Raw genomic sequence first — 25,875 nt, 5'->3', positions numbered from 1 at the left:
CGACTCCGCCCCACCCCGCTACTCGAGCGAAAAGGGCACCATGAACCGAAACGAGCTGCCGCACCCGTGGCAACCCTCCCGGCGCACCTTTCTCAAGGCCGCGCTCGCCGCCGCGGGCGCCCTGTCGACGGCCGGCCTGCTGTCCGGGTGCACGGGCGGCGTAGACCCCCACGTGATCACCCTCGGATCGCGGCTGTCGGACAAGAACGCCAAACTCGGCGTGCAGGACGTCGTCGGGATGTTCCAGCAGCAGACCGGCGCCGCCGTGCGGATCAACTCCGTCGACTCCACCTCGTTCCAGGAGAATGTCAACAACTACCTGCAGGGCACCCCGGACGACGTCTTCACCTGGATGTCGGGATACCGGATGAAGTACTTCGCCGACAAGGGTCTCGTCGACGACGTCAGCTCGGTGTGGCAAGCGCACGGCAGCGGTTTCAGCGACAGTTTCCGCGAGGCGTCCACCGGAACCGACGGCAGGCAGTATCTGGTCCCGTTCTTCTACTACCCGTGGGCCGTGTTCTACCGTCCCAGTCTTTGGCAGCAGCGCGGCTACGCGCCGCCGAAGACGTTCGACGAATGGGTGGCCCTGTCGAAACGCATGCAGTCGGACGGGCTCACCCCCATCGGATTCGGGGTCCGCGACGGCTGGCCGCCGTTCGGCACGTTCGACTACCTCGATCTGCGCCTCAACGGCGTCGACTTCCACCGCTCCCTGCTCGCCGGCGACGTGAGCTGGACCGACAACCGCGTCCGGTCGGTGTTCGACACCTGGCGTGAGATCCTCCCGTTCCACCAGCCGCAACCGCTGGGCCGCAAGATGTCCGAGGCGCAGCAGGCGCTCCTCAACAAGGAGGTCGGGATGCTGGTGGCCGGCATGTTCGTCGCGCAGAGTTTCCCGGCGGGCCCCGACCGGGAGGATCTGGACTTCTTCGCGTTCCCCGAACTCGACTCCGCGGTCGGCACGTCGGCGGTCGAGGCGCCCATGGACGGATTCATGATGCGCAAGGACCCGCGCAACCTCGGCGGCGCGCAGCAGTTCCTCTCCTTCCTCACCAACGCCGCCGCCGCCGTCGCGTACGCGAAACAGGATCCCCAGGCGATCCCGGCGCACCGCGACGCCGACCTGTCGAGTTTCCCTCCCCTCGTGCAGAAGTCGGCCGCCCTCGTCCAGGGTGCGGGGTCCATCACCCAGTTCCTCGACCGGGACACCCGCCCCGACTTCGCGTCCGTCGTGATGATCCCCGCGATGCAGCAGTTCCTCGGCAACCCGAACGACGTCGACGGCCTGGTCCGCAGCATCGAGCGGCAGAAGGCGGCGGTGTTCGGGCAATGAGCGCACACGAGAAGACAACGACCACCGTCACGGTCCCGACAGGTCAGGTGAATTCATGACCAGCACAGTTCCTCCCCAGGCCGGAACCGAACCCCGGATCCCGGCGCCGAAGATCCGACGCAGCCGCGGCGACCGGTGGACCATCGCCATCATGCTCGGGCTGCCCGCCGCAATCGTGATCGGGCTGGTGTGGATTCCCACCGTCTTCACGGTGATCCTGTCGTTCGCCCGCTGGGACGGCATCGGCGGCACATCGACCATCGAGTGGATCGGCCCGCAGAACTACGTCGACGCCGTCCAGGCGTACCCGCCGTTCCAGCAGGCCCTCCACAACAACGTCCTGTGGCTGGCGTTCCTCTTCGTCTTCCCGACGATCCTCGGCATCTTCCTCGCCGTGCTGCTCGACCGGGGCCTGAAGGGAAGCCGGCTGTACCAGAGCATCTTCTACATCCCCGTGGTGCTGTCGATGGCCCTCGTCGGGTTCGTGTGGCAGTTGATCTACTCCACCGACGGCGGCGTGCTCAACACCATCCTCGGCACGGACGTCGACTGGCTCGGCAACCCCGACATCAACATCTGGGCCGTCATGGTCGCCGCGAGCTGGCGGCACACCGGCTACATCATGCTGCTGTACTTGGCGGGCCTCAAGGCCATCGACCCGTCGGTGCGCGAAGCCGCGCTCATGGACGGTGCCGGCCCGATCCGCACGTTCTTCCGGATCGTGTTCCCCCTGATGAAACCCACCAACCTGCTGATCATCGTCATCACCGTCATCGAGGCGCTGCGCGCCTTCGACCTCGTGTGGGTGATCAACAAGGGCCGCAACGGACTCGAACTGATCTCCGCCCTCGTCACCGCCAACGTCGTGGGAGAAGCGGGCCGCGTCGGATTCGGTTCGGCCCTGGCGACGATCATGCTCGTGATCTCGCTGGTGTTCATAGCCCTCTATCTCTGGATCGTGATGCGGAGCGACGACTGATGACCATGACGACACCCCTCGCCGACCGCAGTGCGCCCGCCGATCGGAGCGGGCCCCGCAACAAGGCCGCGGTGGCCAACCGGCGCCGGCTCAGTGCCGCGCACGCGGCGATGTACCTCCTGCTCACCGCGCTCGCGTTGCTGTGGATCTTCCCGCTGCTCTGGGCGCTCTACAACTCGTTCCGCGACTACGACTACGTCCTCACCCACGGCTACCTGTCCGTCGGCGGATTCACGCTGAGCAACTACACCGAGTCGTGGGAGGTCGGCGGAATCCCGCACTACTTCCTCAACTCGATGATCATCACCATCCCGGCGGTGCTGCTGATCCTGTTCATCGGGTCGATGGCGGCGTTCGTGCTCGCCCGGTTCCCGTGGAAGTTCAACGTGATCATGCTGGCGGTGTTCATCGCGGGCAATCTGCTGCCGCAGCAGACGCTGCTGACCCCGCTGTTCCGCCTGTACAACGCGATTCCGTTGCCGTACTGGATGAGTTCGTCGGGCTCGCTCTACGACAGCTACTGGGGACTGATCCTCGTGCACGTGGCATTTCAGACCGGGTTCTGCGTGTTCGTGCTGAGCAATTACATGAAGACGGTCCCGCCGGAACTGCTCGAGGCGGCGACCGTGGACGGCGCCGGACTGTTCCGCCAGTACTGGCAGGTGGTGCTCCCACTGTGCCGTCCGGCGCTGGCCGCGCTCGCGACGCTCATGATCACCTGGATTTACAATGACTTTTTCTGGGCGCTGGCGCTGATGGTCAGCGGCGACAAGCTGCCGGTCACCACCGCGCTGCAGAATCTGCAGGGCAGCTTCTTCACCGACACCAACCTGCTCGCCGCCGGATCGGTCCTCGTCGCGTTGCCGACGGTGCTCGTATTCGTCGCGCTGCAGCGGCATTTCGTTTCCGGACTGACGATGGGAGCCAACAAGTGAATGCGACAGTCCCACCGCACGCGTACATCCACCTCACCGCCGGCGGCGTGTCCGTCGTGCTCGACCTCACCGGCGGCAGGTTGCCGGCGATCGTGCACTGGGGTGCGGCGCTCGGCGATCTGAACCTCGCCGACGTCGAAGCCCTGGCGCAGGCGAACATCGAGCCCCCAGCGGGCAACGTGGTCGACCTCCCGGTGCGGCTGTCGATACTCCCCGAACACCACACCGGGTGGGTGGGCAAACCCGGGATCGCGGGCCACCGAGACGGCACCGACTGGTCGCCGCTGTTCACGACCACCACGCTGACTGTCGACGGGGCCGAGCACCGGTCCGGACTCGTCGCAGTCGGTGCCGGTGAGGTCCGGGTCGCCGCACACGACCGGGTGGCCGATCTCGGTCTGGTCCTCGACATCGAACTGCTGCCGAGCGGCCTCCTGCGGGCGCGCGCCGAGGTCACCAACACCGGCAGCTCGTTCTACGTCCTCGACGACCTCCAGCTCGCGTTCCCGGTCCCGCCGCAGGCCCGCGAGATCCTCGACTTCGCAGGCCGGTGGGGGAAGGAACGGACCCCGCAGCGCAGCGAACTGACCGTCGGGATCCACGAGCGCGAGGGGCGGAAGGGACGCACCGGCCCGGACGCCGCGACGGTGCTGTCCGTCGGCGTGCCCGGTTTCGGTTTCGGCCGCGGCGAGGTGTGGGGCGCCCACGTCGCGTTCAGCGGCAACCACCGGCACTACGCCGAACGTCTCTTCACCGGTTTCCAGGTGATCGGCGGCGGAGAACTGCTCCTGCCGGGCGAGATTCGGCTGTCGGACGGCGAAAGCTACGAAACGCCCTGGGTCTACGGCGCGTACGGCGACGGACTCGACGCCCAGGCGCATCGCTTCCACGACTACCTCCGGTCGCGGCCCACGCACCCGCGGCGCGCGCGCCCGGTGACGATCAACGTGTGGGAGGCCGTCTACTTCGACCACGACCTGGCCCGGTTGAAAGACCTGGCGGATCGAGCGGCGAAGCTCGGCGTCGAGCGTTACGTGCTCGACGACGGCTGGTTCCGGTACCGGCGCAACGATCTGGCGGGGCTGGGGGACTGGCACGTCGACGAGACGGTGTGGCCGGACGGTCTGCACCCGATCATCGATCACGTGCGTTCGCTCGGCATGGAGTTCGGCCTGTGGTTCGAGCCGGAGATGATCAACCTCGATTCCGATCTCGCACGGGAGCATCCCGAGTGGGTCATGGCGACCGGCGGGCGCACGCCGGTGCCGTCCCGGAACCAGCAGGTGCTCAATCTGGGGATCCCCGAGGCGTACGACCACATCCTGGAGCGGATGTCCGCGATTCTCGGCGAGTACGACATCGCCTACATCAAATGGGACCACAACCGAGACCTGATCGACGCGGGCACCGCTCCGCACGGGCGTGCCGGGGTGCACGACCAGACGCTCGCGACGTACCGGCTGATGGACGAGCTGAAGCGCCGGTTCCCCGGACTGGAGATCGAATCCTGCTCCTCGGGTGGCGCGCGGGTGGACCTCGGCATCCTCGAGCGCACCGACCGCGTCTGGGTCTCGGACTGCATCGATCCGCTCGAACGCCAGCAGATGAACCGGTGGACGATGCAGCTGCTTCCGCCCGAGCTGCTCGGTTCGCACATCGCGTCGGGCATCTCTCACACGACGGGCCGGTACCACCGACTGTCGTTCCGGGCGGGGACGGCGCTGTACGGGCATCTCGGGATCGAGTGGGATCTCGCAACCGCCACGGACAACGAGAACGCACAGCTCGCCGTGTGGATCGACCTGTACAAGCGGCAGCGGGAACTGCTGCACACGGGAACGATGGTGCGCGCCGACGAGATCGACCCCACCCTGCTCGTCTACGGTGCGGTCGCGGACGACCGGGCTGAGGCACTGTTCTTCCTCGCGTACGTGGGGCGGTCCGACGTGTCGCCGCGGGGCCGGTTCACGTTGCCCGGGCTCGACCCGGACCGACGCTACCGGGTGCGTCCCGTCTTCGCCGGTGAACCGGACGAGGGCCTGAAGCCGCCCGCGTGGTTCAACGTGCCACCGAAGCATCAGCCGACCGTCACCACCCCGCCCGGCGGCGGACGAGCCGACGGACTGTCCGCGGGCAGCGAGGTTCCCGGCGTGTCGATGACGGGACGAGCCCTCGCCGTCGTGGGTCTGCAGACACCCGCGTCCTTCCCCGACGACGTGGTCGTGCTCTCCGTCACGGCGGAGGCGTAGCCGCAGAACCAGGTGGGCAACATTCACCCTGGGGGTGGTAGCCGGTGCCCACGCACCGGGGCACCATAGTTTTCACCAGTCGGCGAAACGTTGAACCGCAGGACGTCAGTCAACACCCGAACCCGCCACAGGACGAGAAACACCTCACCGGAACCCGAAGCCGGTGAGGTGTTTTCGTCTGTGCCGCGGGTGGGTCAGAACTCCATGCCCGCGTCGGCGCCCATCTGCATCGTGGTGTTTCCGCCGTCGAGGGATTCCCGGATGATGTCGGCGTGACCGGAGTGGTGGGCGGTCTCCCGGATGATGTGCAGCAGGGTGCGGCGGATCGTCCACCACTGCCGCTCGGGTGCCCAGGGTGCGGTGGGAAGGGGGATGAGCACATCCAGGTCGTCGAGGCCGGCCACGGCGGCCTCCGTCGCGCGGGCCACCTCGGCGTACTCGGCCAGCAGTCCCTCGAGGGTTTCGTCGTCCCGCATGTAGTACTTCTCCATGGCCCACTCCATGTCGAACTCCGCGTTCTCGTCGGGTTCGAGAATGGTTTCGACCCAGTGCTTTTCCGTGTGGGACACGTGCTTGATCAGTCCGCCGAGCGTCAGGTCGCTGACGGTCGAGCGCTGCCGTGCCTGTTCGTCGTCGATGCCGCGGACGGTGATCAACAGGGTGGATCGCTGCTCCTGCAGGATCTGGAGGAGGTCGGCGCGCTCACCGGTGACGGGGGACTTCTGCGAAGTGGTCATGAGAAGAACGATAGAAGCGATTGAGGTCAGAAACGGTCCTCAATTAGCAAGGTCTTCTCAGGGTTTTTCTCGGGGTCCAAGTTGGGTGCCTTCCTGGATGTGCGGAAAGCGGCCGCCGCGAAGGATTCTCGGTATGAAATTCGACTCTCCAAGGCCGGCGCCACGGCCTTCGCGCCGACGCAGATGGCCCCGCGTTCTCGCGGGCATGGTGTCGCCCGTTCTCGTTGCCGTCACGGTGGGAGTCGGCACGGTCGCGTACGCCTCGACCGCCCCGAGATCGACACCGGCGGGCAGATGGAATTCAGGCGAGCGCGGACGGTTCCCGTACTCGCACCGGACGTCAACGTTCCCGGAACACTTTCCCGGCCACCGACGAGTGCCGAGTGAGAGTCTCAGCGGCTCCGGCGCAGCCACGGAGACACGCCGGGAGCGAACAGGGCGAGCACTCCCACCGCGACGAGGGCGCTGTAGGCGAGCGGCGCCCACTGCAGCACTCCGGCGGTCGCGTCCCCGGCGTCGGACAGCAGGGTCCACAGGCCCACCCCGCCGGCGGCGCTGAGGACGCCGACGACGGCGAGGGTGATCCGGCCCGCCGGTTTCCGGGCGCGCAGGAGTTGTATCCCCAGTAGTCCGAGGAGGATCAGGACGACGGCGATGGCGCCGCTGCCGATCAGCGTGAGGTTCACCGTGTCGGTGATGTCCGTCGCCGAGTCTCCGGGATTGTCCGCGGCGACCGACGCCTCGAGGGCGTCGCGGACGGCGCCGAGGTCGAGCGCGATGGCCCCGGCGATTCCGGCGAGGACGACGAACGACCCCACCCAGGCGGACAGCGACACCGCGACCGCCTTCGGGGTGGCATCGGTGGGGGCGGCACGCAGCGGGGTGACCGCGAACTCCGGACGCGGCGGTACGGGTCGCGGCGGTTCCGGCCGGCGTGGCGGCTGTTCGGGTGTCGTCACGCTGCGATCCTATCGAGCGGCCGCGTGTAGGTTGGCCGACGCGCACGGGCCACGTCGGCGGCGCCGACACAAAATCCGGTCGGCGCCGACACAAAATCCGGGCGGTGGCGTCGAAACAAGGTGCCGAAACAAGATCTGGGCGCCCGGGAACAAATCTTCGCACCCCTCCGTTGAGCCTTACGACAAGGTTGAGCGTGCAAGACTCAAGTTCGAATTGACTCCAGACGGTGTCGGAGTGCAAACTTGAGCGGAGGGCGCTCACTAAGCGCCAACATCGCAGTTCAGTACTGAACAACCTGCCCACAGGACTGCAAAACGAAAGTGAGGAACACTATGGCTCGTGCCGTCGGTATCGACCTCGGTACAACGAACTCGGTCGTGTCTGTACTGGAAGGCGGCGAGCCCGTAGTGGTCGCCAACGCCGAAGGTTCACGCACCACCCCGTCGATCGTCGCCTTCGCCAAGAACGGTGAGGTGCTGGTCGGCCAGCCCGCCAAGAACCAGGCCGTCACGAACGTCGACCGCACCATCCGCTCCGTCAAGCGCCACATCGGCACCGACTGGAACGTGGAGATCGACGGCAAGAAGTACACGCCGCAGGAGATCAGCGCGCGCACGCTCATGAAGCTGAAGCGCGACGCCGAGGCCTACCTGGGCGAGGACATCACGGACGCCGTGATCACCGTCCCCGCGTACTTCGAGGACGCCCAGCGTCAGGCCACCAAGGAAGCCGGCCAGATCGCCGGCCTCAACGTCCTGCGCATCGTCAACGAGCCCACCGCGGCCGCACTGGCCTACGGCCTCGACAAGGGCGACAAGGAACAGACCATCCTGGTCTTCGACCTCGGTGGCGGCACCTTCGACGTCTCGCTGCTCGAGATCGGCGACGGCGTCGTCGAGGTCCGCGCCACGTCCGGCGACAACCACCTCGGTGGTGACGACTGGGACGAGCGCATCGTCACGTGGCTCGTCGACAAGTTCAAGGCTCAGAACGGCATCGATCTGACCAAGGACAAGATGGCCCTGCAGCGTCTCCGTGAGGCTGCCGAGAAGGCGAAGATCGAACTGAGCTCGTCGCAGAGCACGTCGATCAACCTGCCCTACATCACCGTCGACGCGGACAAGAACCCGCTGTTCCTCGACGAGCAGTTGTCCCGCAGCGAATTCCAGAAGATCACGTCCGATCTCCTCGACCGCACCCGGGCGCCGTTCCAGGCCGTGATCAAGGACAGCGGCATCGCCGTCAAGGACATCGACCACGTCGTGCTCGTCGGTGGTTCCACCCGTATGCCCGCCGTCTCCGACCTGGTGCGCGAGCTGACCGGTGGTCGTGAGCCCAACAAGGGCGTCAACCCGGACGAGGTCGTCGCCGTCGGCGCCGCCCTGCAGGCCGGCGTGCTCAAGGGCGAGGTCAAGGACGTGCTGCTCCTCGACGTCACCCCGCTGTCCCTCGGCATCGAGACCAAGGGTGGCGTGATGACCAAGCTCATCGAGCGCAACACCACCATCCCGACCAAGCGGTCCGAGACCTTCACCACGGCTGACGACAACCAGCCCTCGGTGCAGATCCAGGTGTTCCAGGGTGAGCGCGAGATCGCCTCGCACAACAAGCTGCTCGGCTCGTTCGAGCTGGCCGACCTGCCGCCCGCCCCGCGTGGCGTGCCGCAGATCGAGGTCACCTTCGACATCGACGCCAACGGCATCGTGCACGTGACCGCGAAGGACAAGGGCACGGGCAAGGAGAACACGATCAAGATCCAGGACGGCTCCGGTCTGTCCAAGGAAGAGATCGAGCGGATGGTCAAGGACGCCGAGGCGCACGCCGAGGAAGACAAGGCCCGCCGCGAGGAGGCCGAGGTGCGCAACCAGGCCGAGTCGCTGGTGCACCAGACCGAGAAGTTCATCAAGGACAACGAGGACAAGGTACCCGCCGACGTCAAGGAGAAGGTCGAGGCTGCCATCAAGGAAGCCAACGACGCTCTCGCAGGCACCGACATCGCGGCCGTCAAGACTGCGGTCGAGAAGCTGGCCACCGAGTCGCAGGCCCTCGGCCAGGCGATCTACGAGGCCAGTGCCGCCGAGGAAGCCGCCAACACCGACGGCTCCGGCGCGAGCGGTGCCGATGACGTCGTCGACGCCGAGGTCGTGGACGAGCCGTCCGACGCGGAGAAGAAGTGACGTCCGACAACACCGAGCAGGAACCGGTCACTTTCGTGGACAAGCGGAAGATCGACCCCGAGACCGGTCTCACACGGGACGCGGAACCGGTAGTGGAGCCCCTCGCGGGCGCCGCTGCCGCTCCGCAGCCCGGCTCGGTGGACGAAGGGGCCCTGTCGGAGACGGCGGCACCGGAGACGGACGAGTTGGCGGAGCGCACCGCCGACCTGCAGCGACTGCAGGCGGAGTACGCGAACTACCGTCGCCGCGTCCAGCGCGACAAGCAGGCCGACATCGCGAACGCGAAAGCGTCCGTCGTCGGTGAGCTCATCGCGGTGCTGGACGACCTCGACCGCGCCCGCAGCCACGGCGACCTCGACTCGGGGCCGCTGAAGGGTGTGGCGGACAAGCTCACCGGCACCCTCACCTCGCTCGGTCTGAGCGAGTTCGGTGCCGAGGGCGACGCATTCGACCCGGCGCTGCACGAGGCAGTGCAGCACGAGGGCGAGGGTCACGACCCCGTTCTCGGCACGGTGATGCGAAAGGGCTACAAATTCGGTGATCGCGTCCTGCGGCATGCGATGGTAGCTGTGATCGACCGCGCCGGCGATGCCGACGCGAACACCCCCGACGGGGCGGCGAAGCCCGCCGCGTCGGAACAAGAGTAAGAGTAAGAGCGAGAGGAGGAGACGCCCAGTGAGCCAGCGGGAGTGGATCGAAAAGGACTTCTACAAGGAGCTGGGCGTCTCGTCCAACGCATCCGCGGACGAGATCAAGAAGGCGTACCGCAAGCTCGCCCGCGACCTGCACCCCGACGCGAACCCCGGCGACACGAAGGCCGAGGAGCGTTTCAAGTCCGTCAGCGAAGCACACGCCGTGCTGTCCGATCCGGCCAAGCGCAAGGAATACGACGAGGCCCGTCGGCTGTTCGCGAGCGGCGGCTTCGGTCGGGGCGGCGGCGGATTCAACCCCGGAGCCGGCGGTTTCGGCCAGGGCGGATTCGACATCAACGACCTGTTCGGCGGCGGCGGCGCGGCGGCCGGTGACGGCGGCCTCGGCGACATCTTCGGCGGCCTGTTCAATCGGGGCGCCGGCGCCGGTGGCGGAGCGACCCGCACCACCAACCGTCCCCGCCGGGGCAGCGACGTCGAGACGGAGACGACCCTCGAATTCCGCGAGGCCACGCTGGGTGTAACGGTTCCGCTGCGGCTGACCAGCCCGTCGCCGTGCACCACCTGCCACGGCAGCGGCGCCAAGCCGGGCACCAGCCCGCGAGTCTGCCCGCGCTGCAACGGGACCGGGATCGTCAGCCGCAACCAGGGCGCGTTCGGGTTCAGTGAGCCGTGCGACGACTGCCGCGGCACCGGATCCATCATCGACTCGCCGTGCGAGGTGTGCCACGGCAACGGCGTCACCAACCGGACCCGCACCATCACCGTCCGCGTCCCCGCGGGTGTCAGTGACGGACAGAAGATCCGGCTGGCAGGCCAGGGCGAGGCGGGCCTGCGCGGCGCGCCGTCCGGCGACCTGTTCGTGACGGTCCGGGTGCGTCCCGACAAGGTGTTCGGCCGCAACGGCGACGACCTCACCCTCGTCGTCCCCGTCAGTTACGGTGAGCTCGTGCTCGGAACCACCGTCTCCGTCCCCACCTTGGAGGGTCGGGTCGGTGTGAAGATTCCGGCGGGCACGGCCGACGGCCGGATCCTGCGCGTACGCGGTCGGGGAGTCCCCAAGCGTGCCGGTGGCGCCGGTGACCTGCTGGTCACGGTCAAGGTCGCGGTTCCGCAGAAGCTCGACGACCCGGCCACCGAAGCACTGAAGACCTATCTGGAAGCAGAGAAGGCCAGCGGATTCGATCCGAGGGCCGGGTGGGCTGGTGCCTGATGAGCGACACGACCGGGGATCCACGCGAAACCGCCGTTGATCCGGATGCCCAGATCTTCGTGATCTCGGTGGCCGCGGAACTCGCGGGCATGCACGCCCAGACATTGCGCAACTACGACCGGCTCGGGCTCGTCACCCCGCACCGCACATCCGGTGGCGGGCGACGCTACTCGCCGCGGGATGTGGCGTTGCTCCGCGAGGTGCAGCGCCTCTCCCAGGACGAGGGTGTCAATCTCGCCGGGATCAAGCGGATCATCGAACTCACCAACCAGGTGGAGGCTCTGCAGCACCGGGTTCGCGAGCTGGCGGAGGAGATCTCGAAGGTCCACGCCGGCTACCGGCGCGACCTCGTGCCGATTCCGCGGAGCAACGCGCTCGTCGTGTGGAAGCCGCGGCACCAGCGCTGACCGGGCGTTCCGCCGTGTGAACCGGAACCGATGTCGCACTGATCCTGTCGGAGTGGATCAGTGCGACATCGTGCCCCCGGCCCCCGGCCCGCGGCCCCCGGCTTATCGGTCGCGGCTGCCCCAGCGGGGCCCGCGGCGGGTGTGTGAGCGTGGAATGTCCATCTGCTCGAGTCGTGCCTTGATCTCCTCGGTGCTCCACAGTGCCTTGGAGACGGTGGGTGTGGGGGTGGGGGTGACGTGCATGATCATGGTCTCGGTCTTTCGGCGAGTGTTCGGTGGATGGTTGTGGTCGTCGATCAGGGCTGTCCGTACAGGTGGTAGCCGGCGTTCATGTTCGGGTAGCCCGAGTCGATCCAGCTGCTGATGCCGTAGCCGTGGCCGAAGTTGCCGTCGATGCGGGTCCCGTCCACGTCGGTCATGTTGTTGTAGTTGTCGGCGCGGAACACGGCCTGGGCGCCACCGGGCAGCGCGTAGGTGGCGTCCACCTCGACGCCGTTCGGGTCGTTGGAGTATGCCTTCACGATCTGGCTGCTGTGCGGGGCGAGGTAGTCCGACGGCGCCTGCATCCACTGCCCGTACGGGTTCGACGATCCGGCGAGGACCATCGGCAGGTCGGTGTCGTTGCTGATCGTCATCGCGATCGTCGGTCCCGACGTCGGCATCGTGCCTGCGGTGGCGACTCCGGCGGCCGCGACGGCGAATCCGGTGACGGCCAGTGCGGTGGCGGGCAGTGCGATGAAGAGGGCGACGCGGCGGCGGGCGTTGGTGCGCATGATGGCTTCTCCTGAGTGGTGGCTCTGAGGGGGAACGTCTGGGGCCGTGGGGGTTTCGTTTTCCGATCTCCCCGTTTTCCGGTGTGCACCAACTATGTCGCGAATGCGCGCCGCAGTCTGTCCACCGACAGGACCGAGGGCGGGATGAATCCGGTGTCCCCCGATCGGGGGACACCGGCGCCGCGAAGTGCTCCGCGCGGGCCTGCTCTCGTGAGAAAGTGAGCAATGGACTTCGCCGGAGTCGACACGGATCGGACCGCGCCGTGACCGCCGTGCGGGTCGTGGTGGGCGACGACCACCCGATCTTCCGGGACGGTGTCGTCCGTGCCCTCCTCGCGAGCGGCGATATCGAGGTGGTCGGTGAGGCGGACGACGGTGCGGCGGCGCTCGCCCTGATCCGCGAACTCGCCCCCGACGTCGCGCTCCTCGACTACCGGATGCCGGAACTGGACGGTTCGCAGGTGGCGGCGGCCGTGCGGCGTGCCGAACTCGCCACCCGTGTGCTGCTGTTGTCGGCGCACGACGAGTCCGCGATCGTCTACCACGCGTTGCAGGAGGGGGCGGCGGGATTCCTGCCGAAGGAGTCGACGCGGGCGGAGATCGTGAAGGCCGTCCTCGACTGCGCTCAGGGACGCGACGTCCTGCCCGCCTCCCTCGCCGTCGGGCTGGCCGGCGAGGTGCGGCGCCGCAGCGAACCGGTCGGGCCGGTGCTGAGCGGCCGGGAGAAGGAGGTGCTGGCGCTCATCGCGCGCGGCCAGAGCATCCCGACGATCGCCGGCGAGCTGTACCTGGCGCCGTCGACGGTCAAGACCCACGTCCAGCGGCTGTACGAGAAACTCGGGGTGAGCGACCGCGCGGCCGCCGTGGCCGAGGCGATGCGACGCGGTTTGCTGGAGTGACGTGCGCGAGACGTCGCAGAGTCGCGTAGTCCGCCGCTACACCACCGAGGCGGTCCGGGTGACCGCCATTCTCCGGTTACCGCTGATCGGGCTGATGGCGCTGCTCGGGCCGGTGATCAGCGTGACGCACTGGCAGCCCGACGTGTTCGCGGGGCTGCTGATCGGATATGCGCTGCTCGCGGCCGGCTGGCTGATCTTCGTCCTCGTCCGGGACGTCGGACCGTGGGCGGGCTGGGTGTCCACCGCCGCGGACGTCTCCGCGGTGGTGGCGTTGTGCATCGCGTCGGGCGGCGCGACGTCGGTGCTGCTGCCGGTGTTCTTCCTGCTCCCGATCTCGGTGGCGTTCCAGTACCGGCCGCGGCTGACGGCGATCGTCGGGGTCTGCACGGCCATCGGGTACCAGGTGGTGTGGATCGTCTACTCGAAACGCGACGACCTCGTGGGGTTCCCCGACGAGGTGTACCTCTACTTCGGTTTCCTGTTGTGGCTCGCGGCCGCGACGACGGCGTTGTCGTACGTGCTGGTGCGGCGTTCCGCGACGGTCATCTCGCTGATGGATGTGCGCAGGCAGCTGATCGCGGAATCGATGGGCGCCGAGGAGCGTGAGCGGCGGCAACTCGCCGAGCACCTCCACGACGGGCCCCTGCAGAATGTTCTCGCGGCGCGGCTGGACGTGGAGGAGGCGCTGGAGCGGCACCCGGACGCGCAGCTCGACGCCGCCGAATCCGCGCTCCGCGAGACCGCGGCGCAACTGCGTTCGACCGTCACCACCCTGCATCCGCAGGTACTCGCGCAGCTGGGCCTGACCGCGGCGCTGCGGGAACTCGCGGACCTGTTCTCCCGGCGCGGTGAGATCGAGATGTCGGTGAGCCTCGACGACGTCGGTCACCCCGACTGTCAGGAGCTGCTCTACCGGGTGGCGCGGGAACTGCTCACCAACGTCACCAAACACGCCGGTGCCACGAAGGTCGAACTCGCACTCACCCGCGCCGGCGGGCAGACCACGTTGACGGTCGCCGACGACGGCACCGGATTCGATCCCGCCGTCGTCCCGGAACGGGTGGCGCAGGGACACATCGGACTGGCGTCGCACATCGTGCGGGTCGAGAGTCTCGGCGGCACCTTCGACGTCACGTCCTCGCCCGGATCGGGTACCCGGGTGGTGGTGACGGTCCCGGATCCCTGACGATGACGCCCCGCCGAGTTCACTGCGGGTGGCGGCCCTCGGCGAATTCCTCGACGATCTTCGCGCAGAACGCTGGGCAATTCCTTTCGACGAGAAGGTGTTACGGCTTCAGGAGGATCTTCACCGCGCCGTCCTGCTTCTTCTGGAAGATCTCGTACGCGTGCGGTGCGTGGTCCAGGGGCAGTTCGTGAGTGGCGAACGTGTCCACACCCAGAGGGTCGGCGTCGGTGAGTAGCGGCAGGATCTCCGGGGCCCACCGCTTGACGTTGGCCTGCCCCATGTGCAGCTGAATCTGCTTGTCGAACAACGTGAGCATCGGGATCGGGTCGGCCATCCCGCCGTACACCCCGCTGAGCGAGATGGTGCCGCCGCGCCGCACGATGTCGATGGCCGAGTACAGGGCGTGCAGGCGGTCGATTCCCGCCGTCGACATCAGCCGGGCCGCGACGGCGTCGGGAAGGAACGAGGTGACCTGTTGCAGGAGTTTCGCGGTGGGGGAGCCGTGCGCCTCCATGCCGACGGCGTCGATGACGGAATCTGGACCGCGGCCGTGGGTCATGTCGCGGATCACGCCGCCGAGTTCGCTCCCGGCGTCGTTCAGGTCGACCGTCTCGATCTGCCGCGCCTTCGCGCGGGCGAGCCGCTCGGGCACGAGGTCCACGCCGATGACACGAAAACCCTTGTGCGCGGCGATGCGTGCCGCCATGTCGCCGATCGGTCCCAGCCCGAGAACGACGACGGAGCCGCCCTCGGGCACGTTCGCGTATTCGACGGCCTGCCATGCCGTCGGCAGCACGTCGGACAGGTACACGAACCGCGAGTCCGGTGGGCCCTCCGGGACCTTGATGTGGGTGTTCTTCACGTGCGGCACCCGGAGATACTGGGCCTGGCCGCCGGGGACGCTCCCGTACAGCTTCGAGTACCCGAACAGTGCGGCACCCATGCCCTCGTCCCGGATCTGCGTGACCTCGCACTGGGTGAACAGTTTCCGGTCGCACATGTGGCAACTGCCGCAGGATATCTGGAACGGGATGACCACCCGGTCACCGACCTTCACGTCGGTCACCTCGGACCCCACCTCGCGGACGATGCCCATCGGCTCGTGCCCGAGGATGTCGCCCTCGCTCATGAACGCGCCGAGCACCTCGTACAGGTGCAGGTCGGAACCGCAGATGTTGGTGGTGGTGATCTCGACGATCGCGTCCGTCTTCTGTTCGATCACCGGGTCGGGCACGGTGTCGACGCTGACCTTCCGCCTGCCCTGCCAGGTGACGGCTTTCATCGCGCTCTCCGGTTCGCCTTCACGAGGGCCTCGACGAGTTCGTCCTTGGTCATGGTCGAGCGGCCGTGGATGTCGAGTCGCTGCGCGAGGTGCATCAGGTGCTCCTTGCTCGCGTTGGCGTCGACGCCCTCGGCGGTCTCGCCGGACGGGTTCAGGCCGCCGCTCTCCGCACGTTCGTCGGAGGGGCCCTTCTCGGCCTTGGCCTCCCAGTGGTCGCCGACCTTCTCGTAGCTGTGTTTGAGTGCGTCGAACGCGACGCGATGCGCTCGTTCCTCGTCCCCGTACTGGTCCATCGCGGAGTCGTAGACCTTGGTGAACGTGCGCTGCGCCTTGTCGGACGACTTCTTCAGGGTCTCGGGGAGTTCGCTCTTCTTCGGCTTGCCGCTCTCGGTGGTCTTCGGCACGGAAATCCTCCTCGGGTGTGGCGGTGCCCTCGCGGACGATTACCCGGCTCCCGGAGATTTACGCGACGGGCGGAGGCACGCGGCCGGGCACCGAGGCCAGCGCCTGCTCGAGCAGGCCCAGTGCGTGTTCGGTCGTGGCGGTCACGACGTCCTGCGGTTCGCCGTCGAAGTGTCGCATCTCGGTGTCGATGCGGCCGTGGGCGAAGAGCCCGAACCAGACGGTGCCCGGCGGTTGCCCGTCCTGGGGGTCGGGGCCGCCCGCGCCGGTCACCGCGACGGCGACGTCGGCTCCGAGCAGTTCCGCGACCGCCCCCGCCATCGCGCGGGCGCTGGCCTCGCTGACGACGGGACCCTCCGGCACCTTCAGCACCCGGTGTTTCACCTCGCTGGAATAGGCGACCACGCTGCCCCGGTACCAGTCGGAGGACGCGGGTGCGGCGCCGAGAAGGCACGAGATCTGCCCGCCGGTGAGGGATTCCGCCGTCGCGAGGAAGACGCGCGCGCTCCGGGCCGCCGTCGAGATCCGTTCGGCAACCCGATCCTGCGGAGTCATGGACCTCACGTTATCGGACGTGCCCCCGCCGGGTGGGGCGGTCGGCACCCGCAACAGGAGTGGAACAGGTTTCAGTTTTGCCGGTTTCCGGTTAGGGTGTCGGTGACCCAGGACACAGAAAATCCAGGCCGCCGGACGACGCACCCCGGCCTCGCGGGAGTAGAAGGATCACAGATGACCGACGAGTTCGCAGATCTGCATCGACCCGCCTTCGCTGCAGACCTCCTCATCACTGCGCTGGACCGCAATTCCGACAAGCCGGCGCTCTACCTCGGCGACGTCGTTCTCACCGGCGGTGAGATGCGCGATCAGATCAGTTGCTTTGCGCAGGCACTGGCTTCGCTCGGGATCGGCAAGGGGACGAGCACCGCCATGCTGTCCAAGAACCGGCCCGAAGTGCTCATCAGCATGGGCGCCACCATGATCTCCGGATGCCGCGCCAGCGCCCTGAACCCGATGGGCTCGCTCGACGACCACCTCTACATCGTCGGCGACGCCGGGATCCAGACCCTGATCTTCGATCCCACCGCCTTCGAGGGGCGCGCCGCCGAACTGGTGGCGCAGTCGCAGTCGATCGAGAACGTGTTGTCGTTGGGGCCGTCCGAGGTGGGCACCGACATCCTGGCGCTCGCCGAGACGTTCACCCCGCAACGCCTGCGGGCGGCGGACGTGGCCGCCGACGACAACAGCAGCATGGTCTACACCGGCGGCACGACCGGTAAGCCGAAGGGCGTCGTCGGCTCCTACCAGTCCGGCGCGACACTCAACCAGATCCAGATGGCCGAATGGCAGTGGCCCGACGAGCCGCGCTTCCTCATCTGCACGCCGCTGTCGCACGCGGGCGCCGCCTTCTTCATTCCCACCCTGCTGCGTGGTGGCGCGCTGATCGTGTTGCCCGCGTTCGAACCCGGCGCGGTCCTCGAGGCGATCGAGAAGCACAAGATCTCCGCGACGATGCTCGTCCCCACCATGATCTACCTGCTGATGGACCATCCCGACCTGCCGAAGCGGGACGTGTCCAGCCTGCAGACGCTGTTCTACGGCGCGTCGGCGATGTCGCCTGCCCGGCTGAAGGAGGGCATCGAGAAGTTCGGCCAGATCTTCTTCCAGTTCTACGGGCAGACCGAATGCGGAATGACCATCGCGGTGCTGCGGAAGGAGGAGCACCTGCCGGACGACCCCAGCCGCCTCGCGACGTGCGGACGCCCCGTGCCCTGGCTGAACGTGGCGCTGCTCGACGACGACCTGAACGAGGTCCCGCAGGGTGAACTCGGCGAGATCTGCGTCCGCGGCCCCCTGGTCATGAAGGGGTACTGGAACAAGCCCGCCGAGACCGCCGAGGCGTTCCGCGGCGGATGGCTGCACACGGGCGACGTCGCGCGCAAGGACAAGGACGGTTTCATGACGATCGTCGACCGCAAGAAGGACATGATCGTCACCGGCGGATTCAACGTGTTCCCCCGGGAGATCGAGGACGTCATCTCGGCGCACCCCGCCGTCGGCTCGGTCGCGGTGGTCGGCGTTCCGGACGAGAAGTGGGGCGAGGCCGTCAAGGCGTGCGTGGTGCTGCGGGCGGGACGGACGGTGGAGGCCGCCGAACTCGTCGAACGGGTGCGGGCCGCGAAGGGGTCGGTGCACGCCCCCAAGTCGATCGATTTCGTCGACACCCTGCCCCTGACCCCGCTGGGCAAACTGGACAAGAAGGCGCTGCGCTCCCGGTACTGGGAAAGTGCAGACCGAGCGGTCGGATAGCACGACCGGGTCGAGAAACAAGGGACCTGGTCTGCGGCGTGGTGCCCGCGCCTATAGTCTGCCCAAGTACTTCGCGGCGGGGCCGCGTTCAGTCGGTGACGGGGATGCGCGGTGGATTTACAGGCAATATCGCTGGTCCGGTCGAGTTTCAAGGCTATCGCGGCAGTGCCGGACGGGCCCCAGACTCTGTCGCGGTCCTTCTATGCCCTGCTGTTCGCCCGGTATCCCGAAGCCCGCGACTTCTTCCCCGCCGCCATGGACGAGCAACGCGACCGGCTGATCGCCGCCGTCGAGTACGTGATCGAGCGGCTCGAGGAGGACTCCGGGCAGATCCTCGCCTATCTCGCCCAGCTCGGCCGGGACCACCGCAAGTACGGCATCGAGGACGCGCACTACGTTGCCGTCGGCAACTCCCTGATCGCCGCCGTCGAGCAATTCCCCTCGACCGAGCCGTGGACCGACGAACTCGAGCAGGCGTGGCGCGACGTCCTCGCGGTCGTCGCCGCCACCATGATGGACGCGGCCAACGCCGAGAGCGGCCCGCCGGCGTGGGGCGCGACCGTCATCGAGCACCTGCAGGTCCGCAAGGACGTCTCGATCATCCGACTGCAACTCGACGAGCCGATGACCTACACCGCAGGCCAGTTCGTGAGTGTGCAGGTGCCGTCCCGTCCCCGGATGTGGCGGTACCTGTCGCCGGCGAACCCCGCCAACGACCAGGGCGTCATCGAGTTCCACGTCCGCCGCGTGTCGGGCGGCTGGGTGAGCCCCGCCGTCGTCACTCAGACACTCGTGGGCGAGCGGTGGGTGGTCGGGTCCCCGCTCGGCGACCTCGGAATCCGCTACGACAACGGTCGCGACATCCTGATGATCGGATCGGGGACCGGCATCGCCCCGCTGCGCGCACAGATCCTCCAGATGTCGCAGCGCGGCCAGGACCGGCGCGTCCACCTCTTCTTCGCCGGCCGGTACCCCTGCGACCTCTACGACCTGGGCACCCTGTGGGCGCTCGCGGAGCAGAATCCGTGGCTGACCGTCGTCCCGGTCACCGAGGAGGACCAGGACCCGTGGTGGTACACGGGCCCCAGCAGCGTCGCCATACCCGGCATGCACCGCAGGCTGACCGGCAAGGTCGGGCAGGTCGTCGCCGATTTCGGGACGTGGGCCGAGCGCGACATCCAGCTCGTCGGCTCCGAGGCCATGATCAACACCACCAAGTTCCGGCTGCATGCGGCAGGTACGCCGCCGGAGAACATCCGGCACGACCCGTCCTACTGATCGGCCCGCTCAGTAGGGGTCGAACTGAATGTTCTCGGTGGGTGTCCCGGTGTCACGGAGACGGTCGAGGGTGGCGCGGACCATCGCCGCCGAACCGCACACCAGCACCTGGTGCTCGGTGAACGCGCCGTAGGACGTGACGACGTCGGGCAGCGAGCCCTCGATGAGGTCGTCCTCGGTGAACCCCACATCAACTCTGGTGCGCTCGTACCACTCGTCGGTCCAATCAGGATCGACCACGTTCTCCACCACCGGAATGACGGTGAGCCACGGCAGATTCTGCAGCAGCAGGTACAGCATGTCGGACGCGTAGAGATCGCGCGGCGTCCGATCGCCCGTGAACAGGAACACCCGCGGCGGATTCGGCCTGCGGGACAGGTCCAGCAGGATCGACCGGAACGGTGCCAGGCCGGTGCCGCCGGCGATCATGATGACGTCCGGTCCGTCCTCGTCGACGGACATCGTGCCGCGCGGTTCGAGGATCTGCCACTGGTCGCCCGGCGACGTCCCCGTGACGATGTCGCCGCTGACCCAGCCGCCCGGCACCGTGCGGACGTGGAACTCGAGTTTGCCGTCCAGCGACGGCGGAAGGGCGGGGGAGAGCCTGCGCAGCAGCCGCGGGTTCTGGGGCACGCTCACGTCCACGTACTGTCCCGGCGCGAACGGGACGTAGTCACCGACGAGGCGGACGACGGCGAGGTCGTGCCGCAGTCGGTGATGTTCGACGACGGTGCTGGTCCAGGTGGTCTGCGTGGCTTGCATGGCGTGATGCTCTCCCGACGGTCGAACCGGATGGCGGATGGGCAGGGACTGGCTGCGCGACTAGATCAGGGGGTCGTGGCGGATCAGCTCGGGCGGGGTGCCCCCGCCCTGCAGGGCGTACACGGTGGTCTTGATCATCGCCGGCGAGCCGGAGATCTGGATCTGCCGGTCCGCCCACGACCCGAACCGCGCGACCACCCGGCCCAGCTGGCCCTGGAGTCGCTGATGCAACCCCGGCGGCGCCTCGGGGGCGGGAGTCGTGTGCCACCACGGGTCCTCGTCCTCCTCGGAGACGGGAACCACAGTCAGCCACGGATTGCTCAGCGACAGGTGCCACAGGGTCTCGATGTCGTACAGGTCGCACGGGTACTTGCCGCCCACGAACATGTGGACGCGCGGGTTGTTCGACCGCATCGCCATTTCCATCACCTGGGCGCGCAGCGGTGCGATGCCCGTCCCCGAACCGATCATCAGGACGTCCTGCCCGCTCTCGCGGTCCACCTCCAGCCCGCCGAGCGGCGAGCTGAGCAGCCAGCGGTCGCCGACCTGCGTCTCGTTCACGATGGCCGGACTGACCCATCCGCCCGACACGCGGCGGACGTGGAATTCGAGCTGTCCGTACGGGTTGGCGGGGATGGCCGCCGACAGGTACCGCCACATCCGGGGCCGCTGCGGGATCTGGACGCTGAGGTACTGGCCCGCCCCGTAGGGGATGGGGGAGTCGGTCTCGAGACGGACGATCGCGAGGTCGTCGAGGCGGCGCTCGTGATCGACGACGGTGGCGCCCCAGGCGGCGGGCAGGTCGTCGTTGTCCGCGGCGTCGGCCATCGTGTTCAGGAGGAGGTCGAGCAGTTCCGTCCAGGCCGCGGTCAGCGACGGCGTCCAGATGGCCTGGGTGAAGGAGCTCTGCACGGCGACCAGCAGCGCATGGCCCGACGCGAAGTAGTGCCTGCCCTCGACGCCGTACTTGCGGTGGTCGCGGCCGAGCTGGCCGAGGAAACCGAGGACCCGGTCTACGTCCTCGAGGTTGTCGATGACGAACTGGAGAGCCTGGAACAGGCGATGACTCTGCTGATCCAGCGCAGCCGGGAAGAGCGAGCGGAATTCGGGGTGTTCGGCGAACAGGGTGGCGTAGAACGTGGTGGTGAGCCGGTGGTGACCGTGTTCGGTGGACACGATCGACGAAAAGCTGGCGCGCAGACGCGAAATCACGAGCGGGTCGAGGCAATCTCGTGTCAAGCCGTCCCCTGCCTCCGTGCCTGCTGATTCGAACACCCGCATTCTAGCCGTCCTCCGCACGGGACCCCGGGTTACGGCACCGGCCGGTTCGGCCGCCGACCCCGGCATTTCGGCGGGTCGCTATTGAGCCGTGACCACCGGCAGGGCACGATGTGCATCGAGAATCGGACCGGGTTACCGAGGGGGGCTCCATGAGAGTTGGCGTTGCGCGGGATCGGGGTCGGTTTCGCGAGGGGAAACGCAGCTCTGCCTCGGTCCGTCGCACGGGTGCCGTCGTGCTGGCGGTCGGCACCCTGATGGCGTCGAGCGTGGGAACGATCGCCTCCGCGGAACCCAGGGCGACTGTCGAGTCGATCACGGCCGACGAGGCGCCCGACGGTTCGCGGTTGGTCGAGGTCGCCCCGGTCGGCGAATCGCAGATGAACTTCACCGTCCACTCGACCGCCATGGACAAGGACGTCACGGTCCGGGTCATCCGGGCTGCGTCCGAGAAGCGTCCCACCGTCTACATGCTCGGCGGCGTCGAGGGGAACTCCGAACAGTTCGGCTGGGAGCAGAAGGCGGACGTCGAGAAGTTCTTCTCCGACAAGGACGTCAACGTGGTGATTCCGTTCGGTGGGCAGTCCAGTTACTACGCCGACTGGCAGCGCGACGATCCCGAACTCGGGCGGAACAAGTGGCAGACGTTCCTGACGAAGGAACTGCCGCCCATCGTCGACTCGGCGCTCGACACGACCGGCAAGAACGCGATCGCCGGGTTGTCCATGTCGGCCACCAGCGTGCTCAACCTCGCGATCTCCAAGCCCGGGCTGTATCGGAGCGTCGGGGCGTACAGCGGGTGCGCGATGACGAGCGACCCGGTGGCCCGCCGATTCGTCGAGATCACGGTCGCGGACTTCGGCGGCAACCCGGAGAACATGTGGGGTGCGCCCAACGATCCGCTGTGGGCCGCGAACGATCCGTACGTCAACGCCGAGAAACTCCGGGGGACCACCCTCTACATCTCCAACGGCAGCGGCCTGCCGGGACCGTACGACACCCTCGACGCCCGGACCGTCGGCGGCGACCGCCGCGCCCTCGCGACGCAGGTCGTGGTCGGCGGTGTCATCGAGGCCGTCACCAACGACTGCACGATGCGGCTCGCGGAGAAACTCCGGGCCCTCGACATTCCCGCGACGGTCGACCTGCGGCCGGTGGGCACGCACTCGTGGGGGTACTGGCGTGACGACCTCTCCGCGTCCTGGCCGATGATGGCTGCCGCGATCGGGGCGTGATTTCTCGCCCCGCGGAGCGTCGCGGGGCGAGATGATGGGGTAGTGAGAAAAAATTCAAAGTTGAGCGGAACAGACTCAACTCTTCGTGCGTTAAGAAGATGACAGCGTCGCCACGTGCCACCCGGCCCCCCGGCGGCGAACCGCTCTACAACGCCAGAAGAGGTGACCAGTGGACTCGTTCAATCCGACCACCAAGACCCAGGCCGCGATGACCGCTGCGCTCCAGTCGGCGTCGTCGGCCGGTAATCCCGACATCAGGCCCGCGCATCTGCTCGTGGCCCTGCTCGACCAGACCGACGGCATCGCCGCCCCGTTGCTCAAGGCCGTCGGCGTCGACCCCGCCGCGGTCCACCGCGAAGCGCAGAATCTCGTCGACCGGCTGCCCAAGACGACGGGCGCCACCACCACACCGCAGCTCGGCCGCGAGGCCCTCGCCGCACTCACCGCAGCACAGCGCCTCGCCACCGAACTCGACGACGAGTACGTGTCGACGGAACACCTGATGGTCGGACTCGCATCGGGTGAGTCGGACGTGGCCGGGCTGCTCAGCCGGCACGGCGCCACCCCCGAGGCGCTGCGCGACGCGTTCACCACCGTCCGCGGCAGCGCGCGCGTCACCAGCCCCGACCCCGAGGGGACGTACCAGGCGCTCGAGAAGTACTCCACCGACCTCACGGCCCTCGCCCGCAACGGCAAGCTGGACCCGGTGATCGGCCGCGACAACGAGATCCGCCGCGTCGTGCAGGTCCTCAGCCGCCGCACCAAGAACAACCCGGTGCTGATCGGTGAGCCCGGCGTCGGCAAGACCGCCATCGTCGAGGGGCTGGCCCAGCGCATCGTGCAGGGCGACGTCCCCGAATCGCTGCGCGGCAAGTCGGTGATCTCCCTCGACCTCGGATCGATGGTCGCCGGAGCCAAGTACCGCGGTGAATTCGAGGAGCGGCTCAAGGCCGTGCTCGACGACATCAAGAACTCGGCCGGTCAGGTCATCACGTTCATCGACGAACTCCACACGATCGTGGGTGCGGGTGCCACCGGTGAGTCGGCGATGGACGCCGGCAACATGATCAAGCCGATGCTCGCCCGCGGTGAACTGCGGCTCGTCGGCGCGACCACCCTCGAGGAGTACCGCAAATACATCGAGAAGGACGCCGCCCTCGAACGCCGCTTCCAGCAGGTGCTGGTGGGAGAACCGTCCGTCGAGGACACCGTCGGCATCCTGCGCGGACTCAAGGAGCGGTACGAGGTGCACCACGGTGTACGCATCACCGACTCCGCGCTCGTCGCGGCCGCCACGCTCAGCGACCGCTACATCACGTCCCGGTTCCTGCCGGACAAGGCGATCGACCTCGTGGACGAGGCCGCGTCCCGGCTGCGGATGGAGATCGACTCGCGACCCGAGGAGATCGACACCGTCGAACGCATCGTTCGCCGCCTCGAGATCGAGGAGATGGCGCTGCAGAAGGAATCCGACGCGGCGTCGAAGGACCGGCTCGAGAAGCTGCGTCAGGAACTCGCCGACGAACGGGAGAAGCTCAATCAGCTGACCACCCGCTGGCAGAACGAGAAGCAGGCCATCGACTCCGTGCGCGGAGTCAAGGTGCAGCTCGAGACGCTGCGCGGTGAGGAGGAACGCGCCGAACGCGACGGCGACCTCGGCCGGGCCGCGGAACTGCGCTACGGGCGGATCCCGCAGCTCGAGAAGGAACTCGAGCAGGCCGCTCGCGAGTCCGGTGCCGCCGCCGACGGCGATGTCATGCTCAAGGAGGAAGTGGGTCCCGACGACGTCGCCGACGTGGTCGCGGCATGGACCGGCATCCCCGCCGGCCGCATGATGGAGGGCGAGACCGCCAAGCTGCTGCGGATGGAATCCGAACTCGGCAAGCGGGTCGTCGGACAGGAAGAGGCCGTCGTCGCCGTGTCGGACGCGGTCCGCCGCGCCCGCGCCGGAGTCGCGGACCCCAACCGGCCCACCGGATCGTTCCTGTTCCTCGGACCCACCGGCGTCGGTAAGACGGAGCTCGCGAAGTCCCTCGCGGATTTCCTGTTCGACGACGAGCGCGCCATGGTCCGCATCGACATGTCCGAGTACAGCGAGAAGCATTCGGTGGCCCGGCTCGTCGGCGCGCCACCCGGCTACGTCGGGTACGAGGCGGGCGGGCAGCTCACCGAGGCCGTGCGACGGCGTCCGTACACGGTGGTGCTGTTCGACGAGGTGGAGAAGGCGCACCCCGACGTCTTCGACATCCTCCTCGCCGTCCTCGACGAAGGCCGGCTGACGGACGGTCAGGGGCGGACGGTCGACTTCCGCAACACCATCCTGATCCTCACGTCCAACCTCGGTGCGGGCGGATCGCGGGAGCAGGTGATGGATGCGGTGCGGCACGCGTTCAAGCCGGAGTTCATCAACCGGCTCGACGACGTCGTGATCTTCGAACCGCTCACCGAGGAGCAGCTCGAGTCGATCGTCGACATCCAGCTCGACCAGCTGTCCCGCCGGCTCGCGGCGCGGCGGCTGACGCTGGACGTGTCCGACTCGGCCCGCTTCTGGCTGGCCGTCCGCGGCTACGACCCTATGTACGGGGCCAGGCCGCTGCGCCGGCTGATCCAGCAGGCGATCGGCGACCAGCTCGCGAAGCTGCTGCTCGCAGGCGACGTCAAGGACGGGGACACCGTCCCCGTGAAGGTGTCCGAGACCGGGGACGCGCTCGTCCTCGGCTGATCCCCCACGTGAGTGGCACGGTGTGCTCCCGCACGCCGTGCCACTCACGTGTGTTTTCACAGGGCCGTCTTAAGTTTCGCCGTTACCCTGGACCGTCCGTAACCGCAG

At 67.8% G+C, this 25,875-nt stretch carries 23 protein-coding genes; 14 read left to right on the top strand and 9 right to left on the bottom strand.

The annotated features are described in order from the left end of the window. Positions 1-40: 40 nt before the first annotated feature. Genes BLV94_RS17065 through BLV94_RS17050 form a run of 4 tightly spaced genes read left to right on the top strand, consistent with a single transcriptional unit; the run spans position 41 to position 5,499 of the window. Entirely contained in the window at positions 41-1,336 is a 1,296-nt protein-coding gene (locus BLV94_RS17065; protein ID WP_072937429.1) for an ABC transporter substrate-binding protein, read from the top strand. A 55-nt stretch (positions 1,337-1,391) separates the two neighbouring features. After that, positions 1,392-2,315 (top strand): carbohydrate ABC transporter permease, encoded by a 924-nt coding sequence (locus BLV94_RS17060; protein ID WP_072937406.1) that lies wholly within the window; start codon positions 1,392-1,394, stop codon positions 2,313-2,315. Then, positions 2,315-3,250, top strand: coding sequence for a carbohydrate ABC transporter permease (locus BLV94_RS17055; RefSeq protein ID WP_072937405.1), 936 nt, complete (start codon positions 2,315-2,317; stop codon positions 3,248-3,250). The genes BLV94_RS17060 and BLV94_RS17055 overlap by 1 nt, the downstream gene beginning before the upstream one ends. After that, positions 3,247-5,499, top strand: coding sequence for an alpha-galactosidase (locus BLV94_RS17050; RefSeq protein ID WP_072937404.1), 2,253 nt, complete (start codon positions 3,247-3,249; stop codon positions 5,497-5,499). Before BLV94_RS17055 ends, BLV94_RS17050 begins: the two co-directional genes overlap by 4 nt. A gap of 194 nt (positions 5,500-5,693) precedes the next feature. On the opposite strand, the gene BLV94_RS17045 is transcribed toward BLV94_RS17050, so the two are convergent. Next, a complete protein-coding gene (locus tag BLV94_RS17045; RefSeq protein ID WP_072937403.1) occupies positions 5,694-6,236 on the bottom strand; it encodes a DinB family protein in 543 nt (180 codons plus the stop codon). Between the two features lie 392 nt (positions 6,237-6,628). Further along, the gene (locus BLV94_RS17035; protein ID WP_072937402.1) at positions 6,629-7,195 is read right to left on the bottom strand and encodes a hypothetical protein; all 567 of its coding nucleotides are present in this window, start codon (positions 7,193-7,195) and stop codon (positions 6,629-6,631) included. A gap of 333 nt (positions 7,196-7,528) precedes the next feature. Here BLV94_RS17035 and dnaK point away from each other — a divergent pair, with 333 nt between their 5' ends. Genes dnaK through BLV94_RS17015 form a run of 4 tightly spaced genes read left to right on the top strand, consistent with a single transcriptional unit; the run spans position 7,529 to position 11,643 of the window. After that, positions 7,529-9,373: a molecular chaperone DnaK gene (dnaK, locus tag BLV94_RS17030; protein ID WP_072937401.1), complete on the top strand. Its 1,845-nt coding sequence runs from the start codon at positions 7,529-7,531 to the stop codon at positions 9,371-9,373. Then, complete coding sequence (grpE, locus tag BLV94_RS17025; RefSeq protein ID WP_072937400.1) at positions 9,370-10,020, top strand: nucleotide exchange factor GrpE; 651 nt, start codon at positions 9,370-9,372, stop codon at positions 10,018-10,020. Before dnaK ends, grpE begins: the two co-directional genes overlap by 4 nt. 28 nt (positions 10,021-10,048) lie before the next feature. Further along, on the top strand, positions 10,049-11,236 hold the full coding sequence (dnaJ, locus tag BLV94_RS17020; protein WP_072937399.1) for a molecular chaperone DnaJ: 1,188 nt from the start codon (positions 10,049-10,051) through the stop codon (positions 11,234-11,236). Next, entirely contained in the window at positions 11,236-11,643 is a 408-nt protein-coding gene (locus BLV94_RS17015; RefSeq protein ID WP_072937428.1) for a heat shock protein transcriptional repressor HspR, read from the top strand. The genes dnaJ and BLV94_RS17015 overlap by 1 nt, the downstream gene beginning before the upstream one ends. A gap of 102 nt (positions 11,644-11,745) precedes the next feature. Here BLV94_RS17015 and BLV94_RS49575 read toward each other — a convergent pair whose 3' ends face one another. Next, positions 11,746-11,892: a hypothetical protein gene (locus BLV94_RS49575; RefSeq protein WP_167372165.1), complete on the bottom strand. Its 147-nt coding sequence runs from the start codon at positions 11,890-11,892 to the stop codon at positions 11,746-11,748. A gap of 47 nt (positions 11,893-11,939) precedes the next feature. Next, positions 11,940-12,416 (bottom strand): hypothetical protein, encoded by a 477-nt coding sequence (locus tag BLV94_RS17010; RefSeq protein WP_072937398.1) that lies wholly within the window; start codon positions 12,414-12,416, stop codon positions 11,940-11,942. A gap of 263 nt (positions 12,417-12,679) precedes the next feature. Here BLV94_RS17010 and BLV94_RS17005 point away from each other — a divergent pair, with 263 nt between their 5' ends. Both BLV94_RS17005 and BLV94_RS17000 read left to right on the top strand, forming a co-directional pair. After that, complete coding sequence (locus tag BLV94_RS17005; RefSeq protein ID WP_072937397.1) at positions 12,680-13,315, top strand: response regulator; 636 nt, start codon at positions 12,680-12,682, stop codon at positions 13,313-13,315. Between the two features lies 1 nt (position 13,316). Further along, on the top strand, positions 13,317-14,501 hold the full coding sequence (locus tag BLV94_RS17000; RefSeq protein ID WP_072937396.1) for a sensor histidine kinase: 1,185 nt from the start codon (positions 13,317-13,319) through the stop codon (positions 14,499-14,501). Between the two features lie 100 nt (positions 14,502-14,601). Here the strand turns inward: BLV94_RS17000 and BLV94_RS16995 are convergent, their stop codons facing one another. Genes BLV94_RS16995 through BLV94_RS16985 form a run of 3 tightly spaced genes read right to left on the bottom strand, consistent with a single transcriptional unit; the run spans position 14,602 to position 16,740 of the window. Then, complete coding sequence (locus tag BLV94_RS16995) at positions 14,602-15,783, bottom strand: zinc-dependent alcohol dehydrogenase (protein WP_072937395.1); 1,182 nt, start codon at positions 15,781-15,783, stop codon at positions 14,602-14,604. Continuing rightward, positions 15,780-16,187: a ChaB family protein gene (locus tag BLV94_RS16990; RefSeq protein WP_072937394.1), complete on the bottom strand. Its 408-nt coding sequence runs from the start codon at positions 16,185-16,187 to the stop codon at positions 15,780-15,782. The genes BLV94_RS16995 and BLV94_RS16990 overlap by 4 nt, the downstream gene beginning before the upstream one ends. A 58-nt stretch (positions 16,188-16,245) precedes the next feature. Next, positions 16,246-16,740 (bottom strand): CinA family protein, encoded by a 495-nt coding sequence (locus BLV94_RS16985; RefSeq protein ID WP_072937393.1) that lies wholly within the window; start codon positions 16,738-16,740, stop codon positions 16,246-16,248. A 174-nt stretch (positions 16,741-16,914) separates the two neighbouring features. Between BLV94_RS16985 and BLV94_RS16980 the strand changes: the two genes are divergently transcribed. Both BLV94_RS16980 and BLV94_RS16975 read left to right on the top strand, forming a co-directional pair. Continuing rightward, complete coding sequence (locus BLV94_RS16980) at positions 16,915-18,492, top strand: AMP-binding protein (RefSeq protein ID WP_072937392.1); 1,578 nt, start codon at positions 16,915-16,917, stop codon at positions 18,490-18,492. Positions 18,493-18,603: 111 nt separating this feature from the next. Then, on the top strand, positions 18,604-19,770 hold the full coding sequence (locus tag BLV94_RS16975) for an FAD-binding oxidoreductase (RefSeq protein WP_072937391.1): 1,167 nt from the start codon (positions 18,604-18,606) through the stop codon (positions 19,768-19,770). Positions 19,771-19,779: 9 nt separating this feature from the next. On the opposite strand, the gene BLV94_RS16970 is transcribed toward BLV94_RS16975, so the two are convergent. Further along, on the bottom strand, positions 19,780-20,532 hold the full coding sequence (locus BLV94_RS16970; RefSeq protein ID WP_072937390.1) for an FAD-binding oxidoreductase: 753 nt from the start codon (positions 20,530-20,532) through the stop codon (positions 19,780-19,782). A 60-nt stretch (positions 20,533-20,592) separates the two neighbouring features. After that, the gene (locus BLV94_RS16965) at positions 20,593-21,813 is read right to left on the bottom strand and encodes a globin domain-containing protein (RefSeq protein ID WP_072937389.1); all 1,221 of its coding nucleotides are present in this window, start codon (positions 21,811-21,813) and stop codon (positions 20,593-20,595) included. 149 nt (positions 21,814-21,962) lie between these two features. Between BLV94_RS16965 and BLV94_RS16960 the strand changes: the two genes are divergently transcribed. Together BLV94_RS16960 and clpB are read left to right on the top strand one after the other, a co-directional pair. Beyond that, positions 21,963-23,045, top strand: coding sequence for an alpha/beta hydrolase (locus tag BLV94_RS16960; protein WP_174705444.1), 1,083 nt, complete (start codon positions 21,963-21,965; stop codon positions 23,043-23,045). A 169-nt stretch (positions 23,046-23,214) separates the two neighbouring features. Then, entirely contained in the window at positions 23,215-25,767 is a 2,553-nt protein-coding gene (clpB, locus tag BLV94_RS16955) for an ATP-dependent chaperone ClpB (RefSeq protein ID WP_072937388.1), read from the top strand. Positions 25,768-25,875: the final 108 nt, after the last annotated feature.

Origin of the sequence: Rhodococcus koreensis (assembly GCF_900105905.1) — a bacterium.
Classification (GTDB): domain Bacteria; phylum Actinomycetota; class Actinomycetes; order Mycobacteriales; family Mycobacteriaceae; genus Rhodococcus_F; species Rhodococcus_F koreensis.
This window is presented reverse-complemented; position numbering and strand designations above follow the sequence as displayed.

What these genes read in the sequence shown, in the direction of transcription:
- BLV94_RS17065 (WP_072937429.1), top strand. Translation starts at nt 41, where the DNA reads ATGAACCGAAACGAGCTGCCGCACCCGTGGCAACCCTCCCGGCGCACC.
- BLV94_RS17060 (WP_072937406.1), top strand. Translation starts at nt 1,392, where the DNA reads ATGACCAGCACAGTTCCTCCCCAGGCCGGAACCGAACCCCGGATCCCG.
- BLV94_RS17055 (WP_072937405.1), top strand. Translation starts at nt 2,315, where the DNA reads ATGACCATGACGACACCCCTCGCCGACCGCAGTGCGCCCGCCGATCGG.
- BLV94_RS17045 (WP_072937403.1), bottom strand. Translation starts at nt 6,236, where the DNA reads ATGACCACTTCGCAGAAGTCCCCCGTCACCGGTGAGCGCGCCGACCTC.
- dnaK (WP_072937401.1), top strand. Translation starts at nt 7,529, where the DNA reads ATGGCTCGTGCCGTCGGTATCGACCTCGGTACAACGAACTCGGTCGTG.
- BLV94_RS17015 (WP_072937428.1), top strand. Translation starts at nt 11,236, where the DNA reads ATGAGCGACACGACCGGGGATCCACGCGAAACCGCCGTTGATCCGGAT.
- BLV94_RS49575 (WP_167372165.1), bottom strand. Translation starts at nt 11,892, where the DNA reads ATGATCATGCACGTCACCCCCACCCCCACACCCACCGTCTCCAAGGCA.
- BLV94_RS17010 (WP_072937398.1), bottom strand. Translation starts at nt 12,416, where the DNA reads ATGCGCACCAACGCCCGCCGCCGCGTCGCCCTCTTCATCGCACTGCCC.
- BLV94_RS16995 (WP_072937395.1), bottom strand. Translation starts at nt 15,783, where the DNA reads ATGAAAGCCGTCACCTGGCAGGGCAGGCGGAAGGTCAGCGTCGACACC.
- BLV94_RS16985 (WP_072937393.1), bottom strand. Translation starts at nt 16,740, where the DNA reads ATGACTCCGCAGGATCGGGTTGCCGAACGGATCTCGACGGCGGCCCGG.
- BLV94_RS16980 (WP_072937392.1), top strand. Translation starts at nt 16,915, where the DNA reads ATGACCGACGAGTTCGCAGATCTGCATCGACCCGCCTTCGCTGCAGAC.
- BLV94_RS16970 (WP_072937390.1), bottom strand. Translation starts at nt 20,532, where the DNA reads ATGCAAGCCACGCAGACCACCTGGACCAGCACCGTCGTCGAACATCAC.
- BLV94_RS16965 (WP_072937389.1), bottom strand. Translation starts at nt 21,813, where the DNA reads ATGCGGGTGTTCGAATCAGCAGGCACGGAGGCAGGGGACGGCTTGACA.
- BLV94_RS16960 (WP_174705444.1), top strand. Translation starts at nt 21,963, where the DNA reads ATGAGAGTTGGCGTTGCGCGGGATCGGGGTCGGTTTCGCGAGGGGAAA.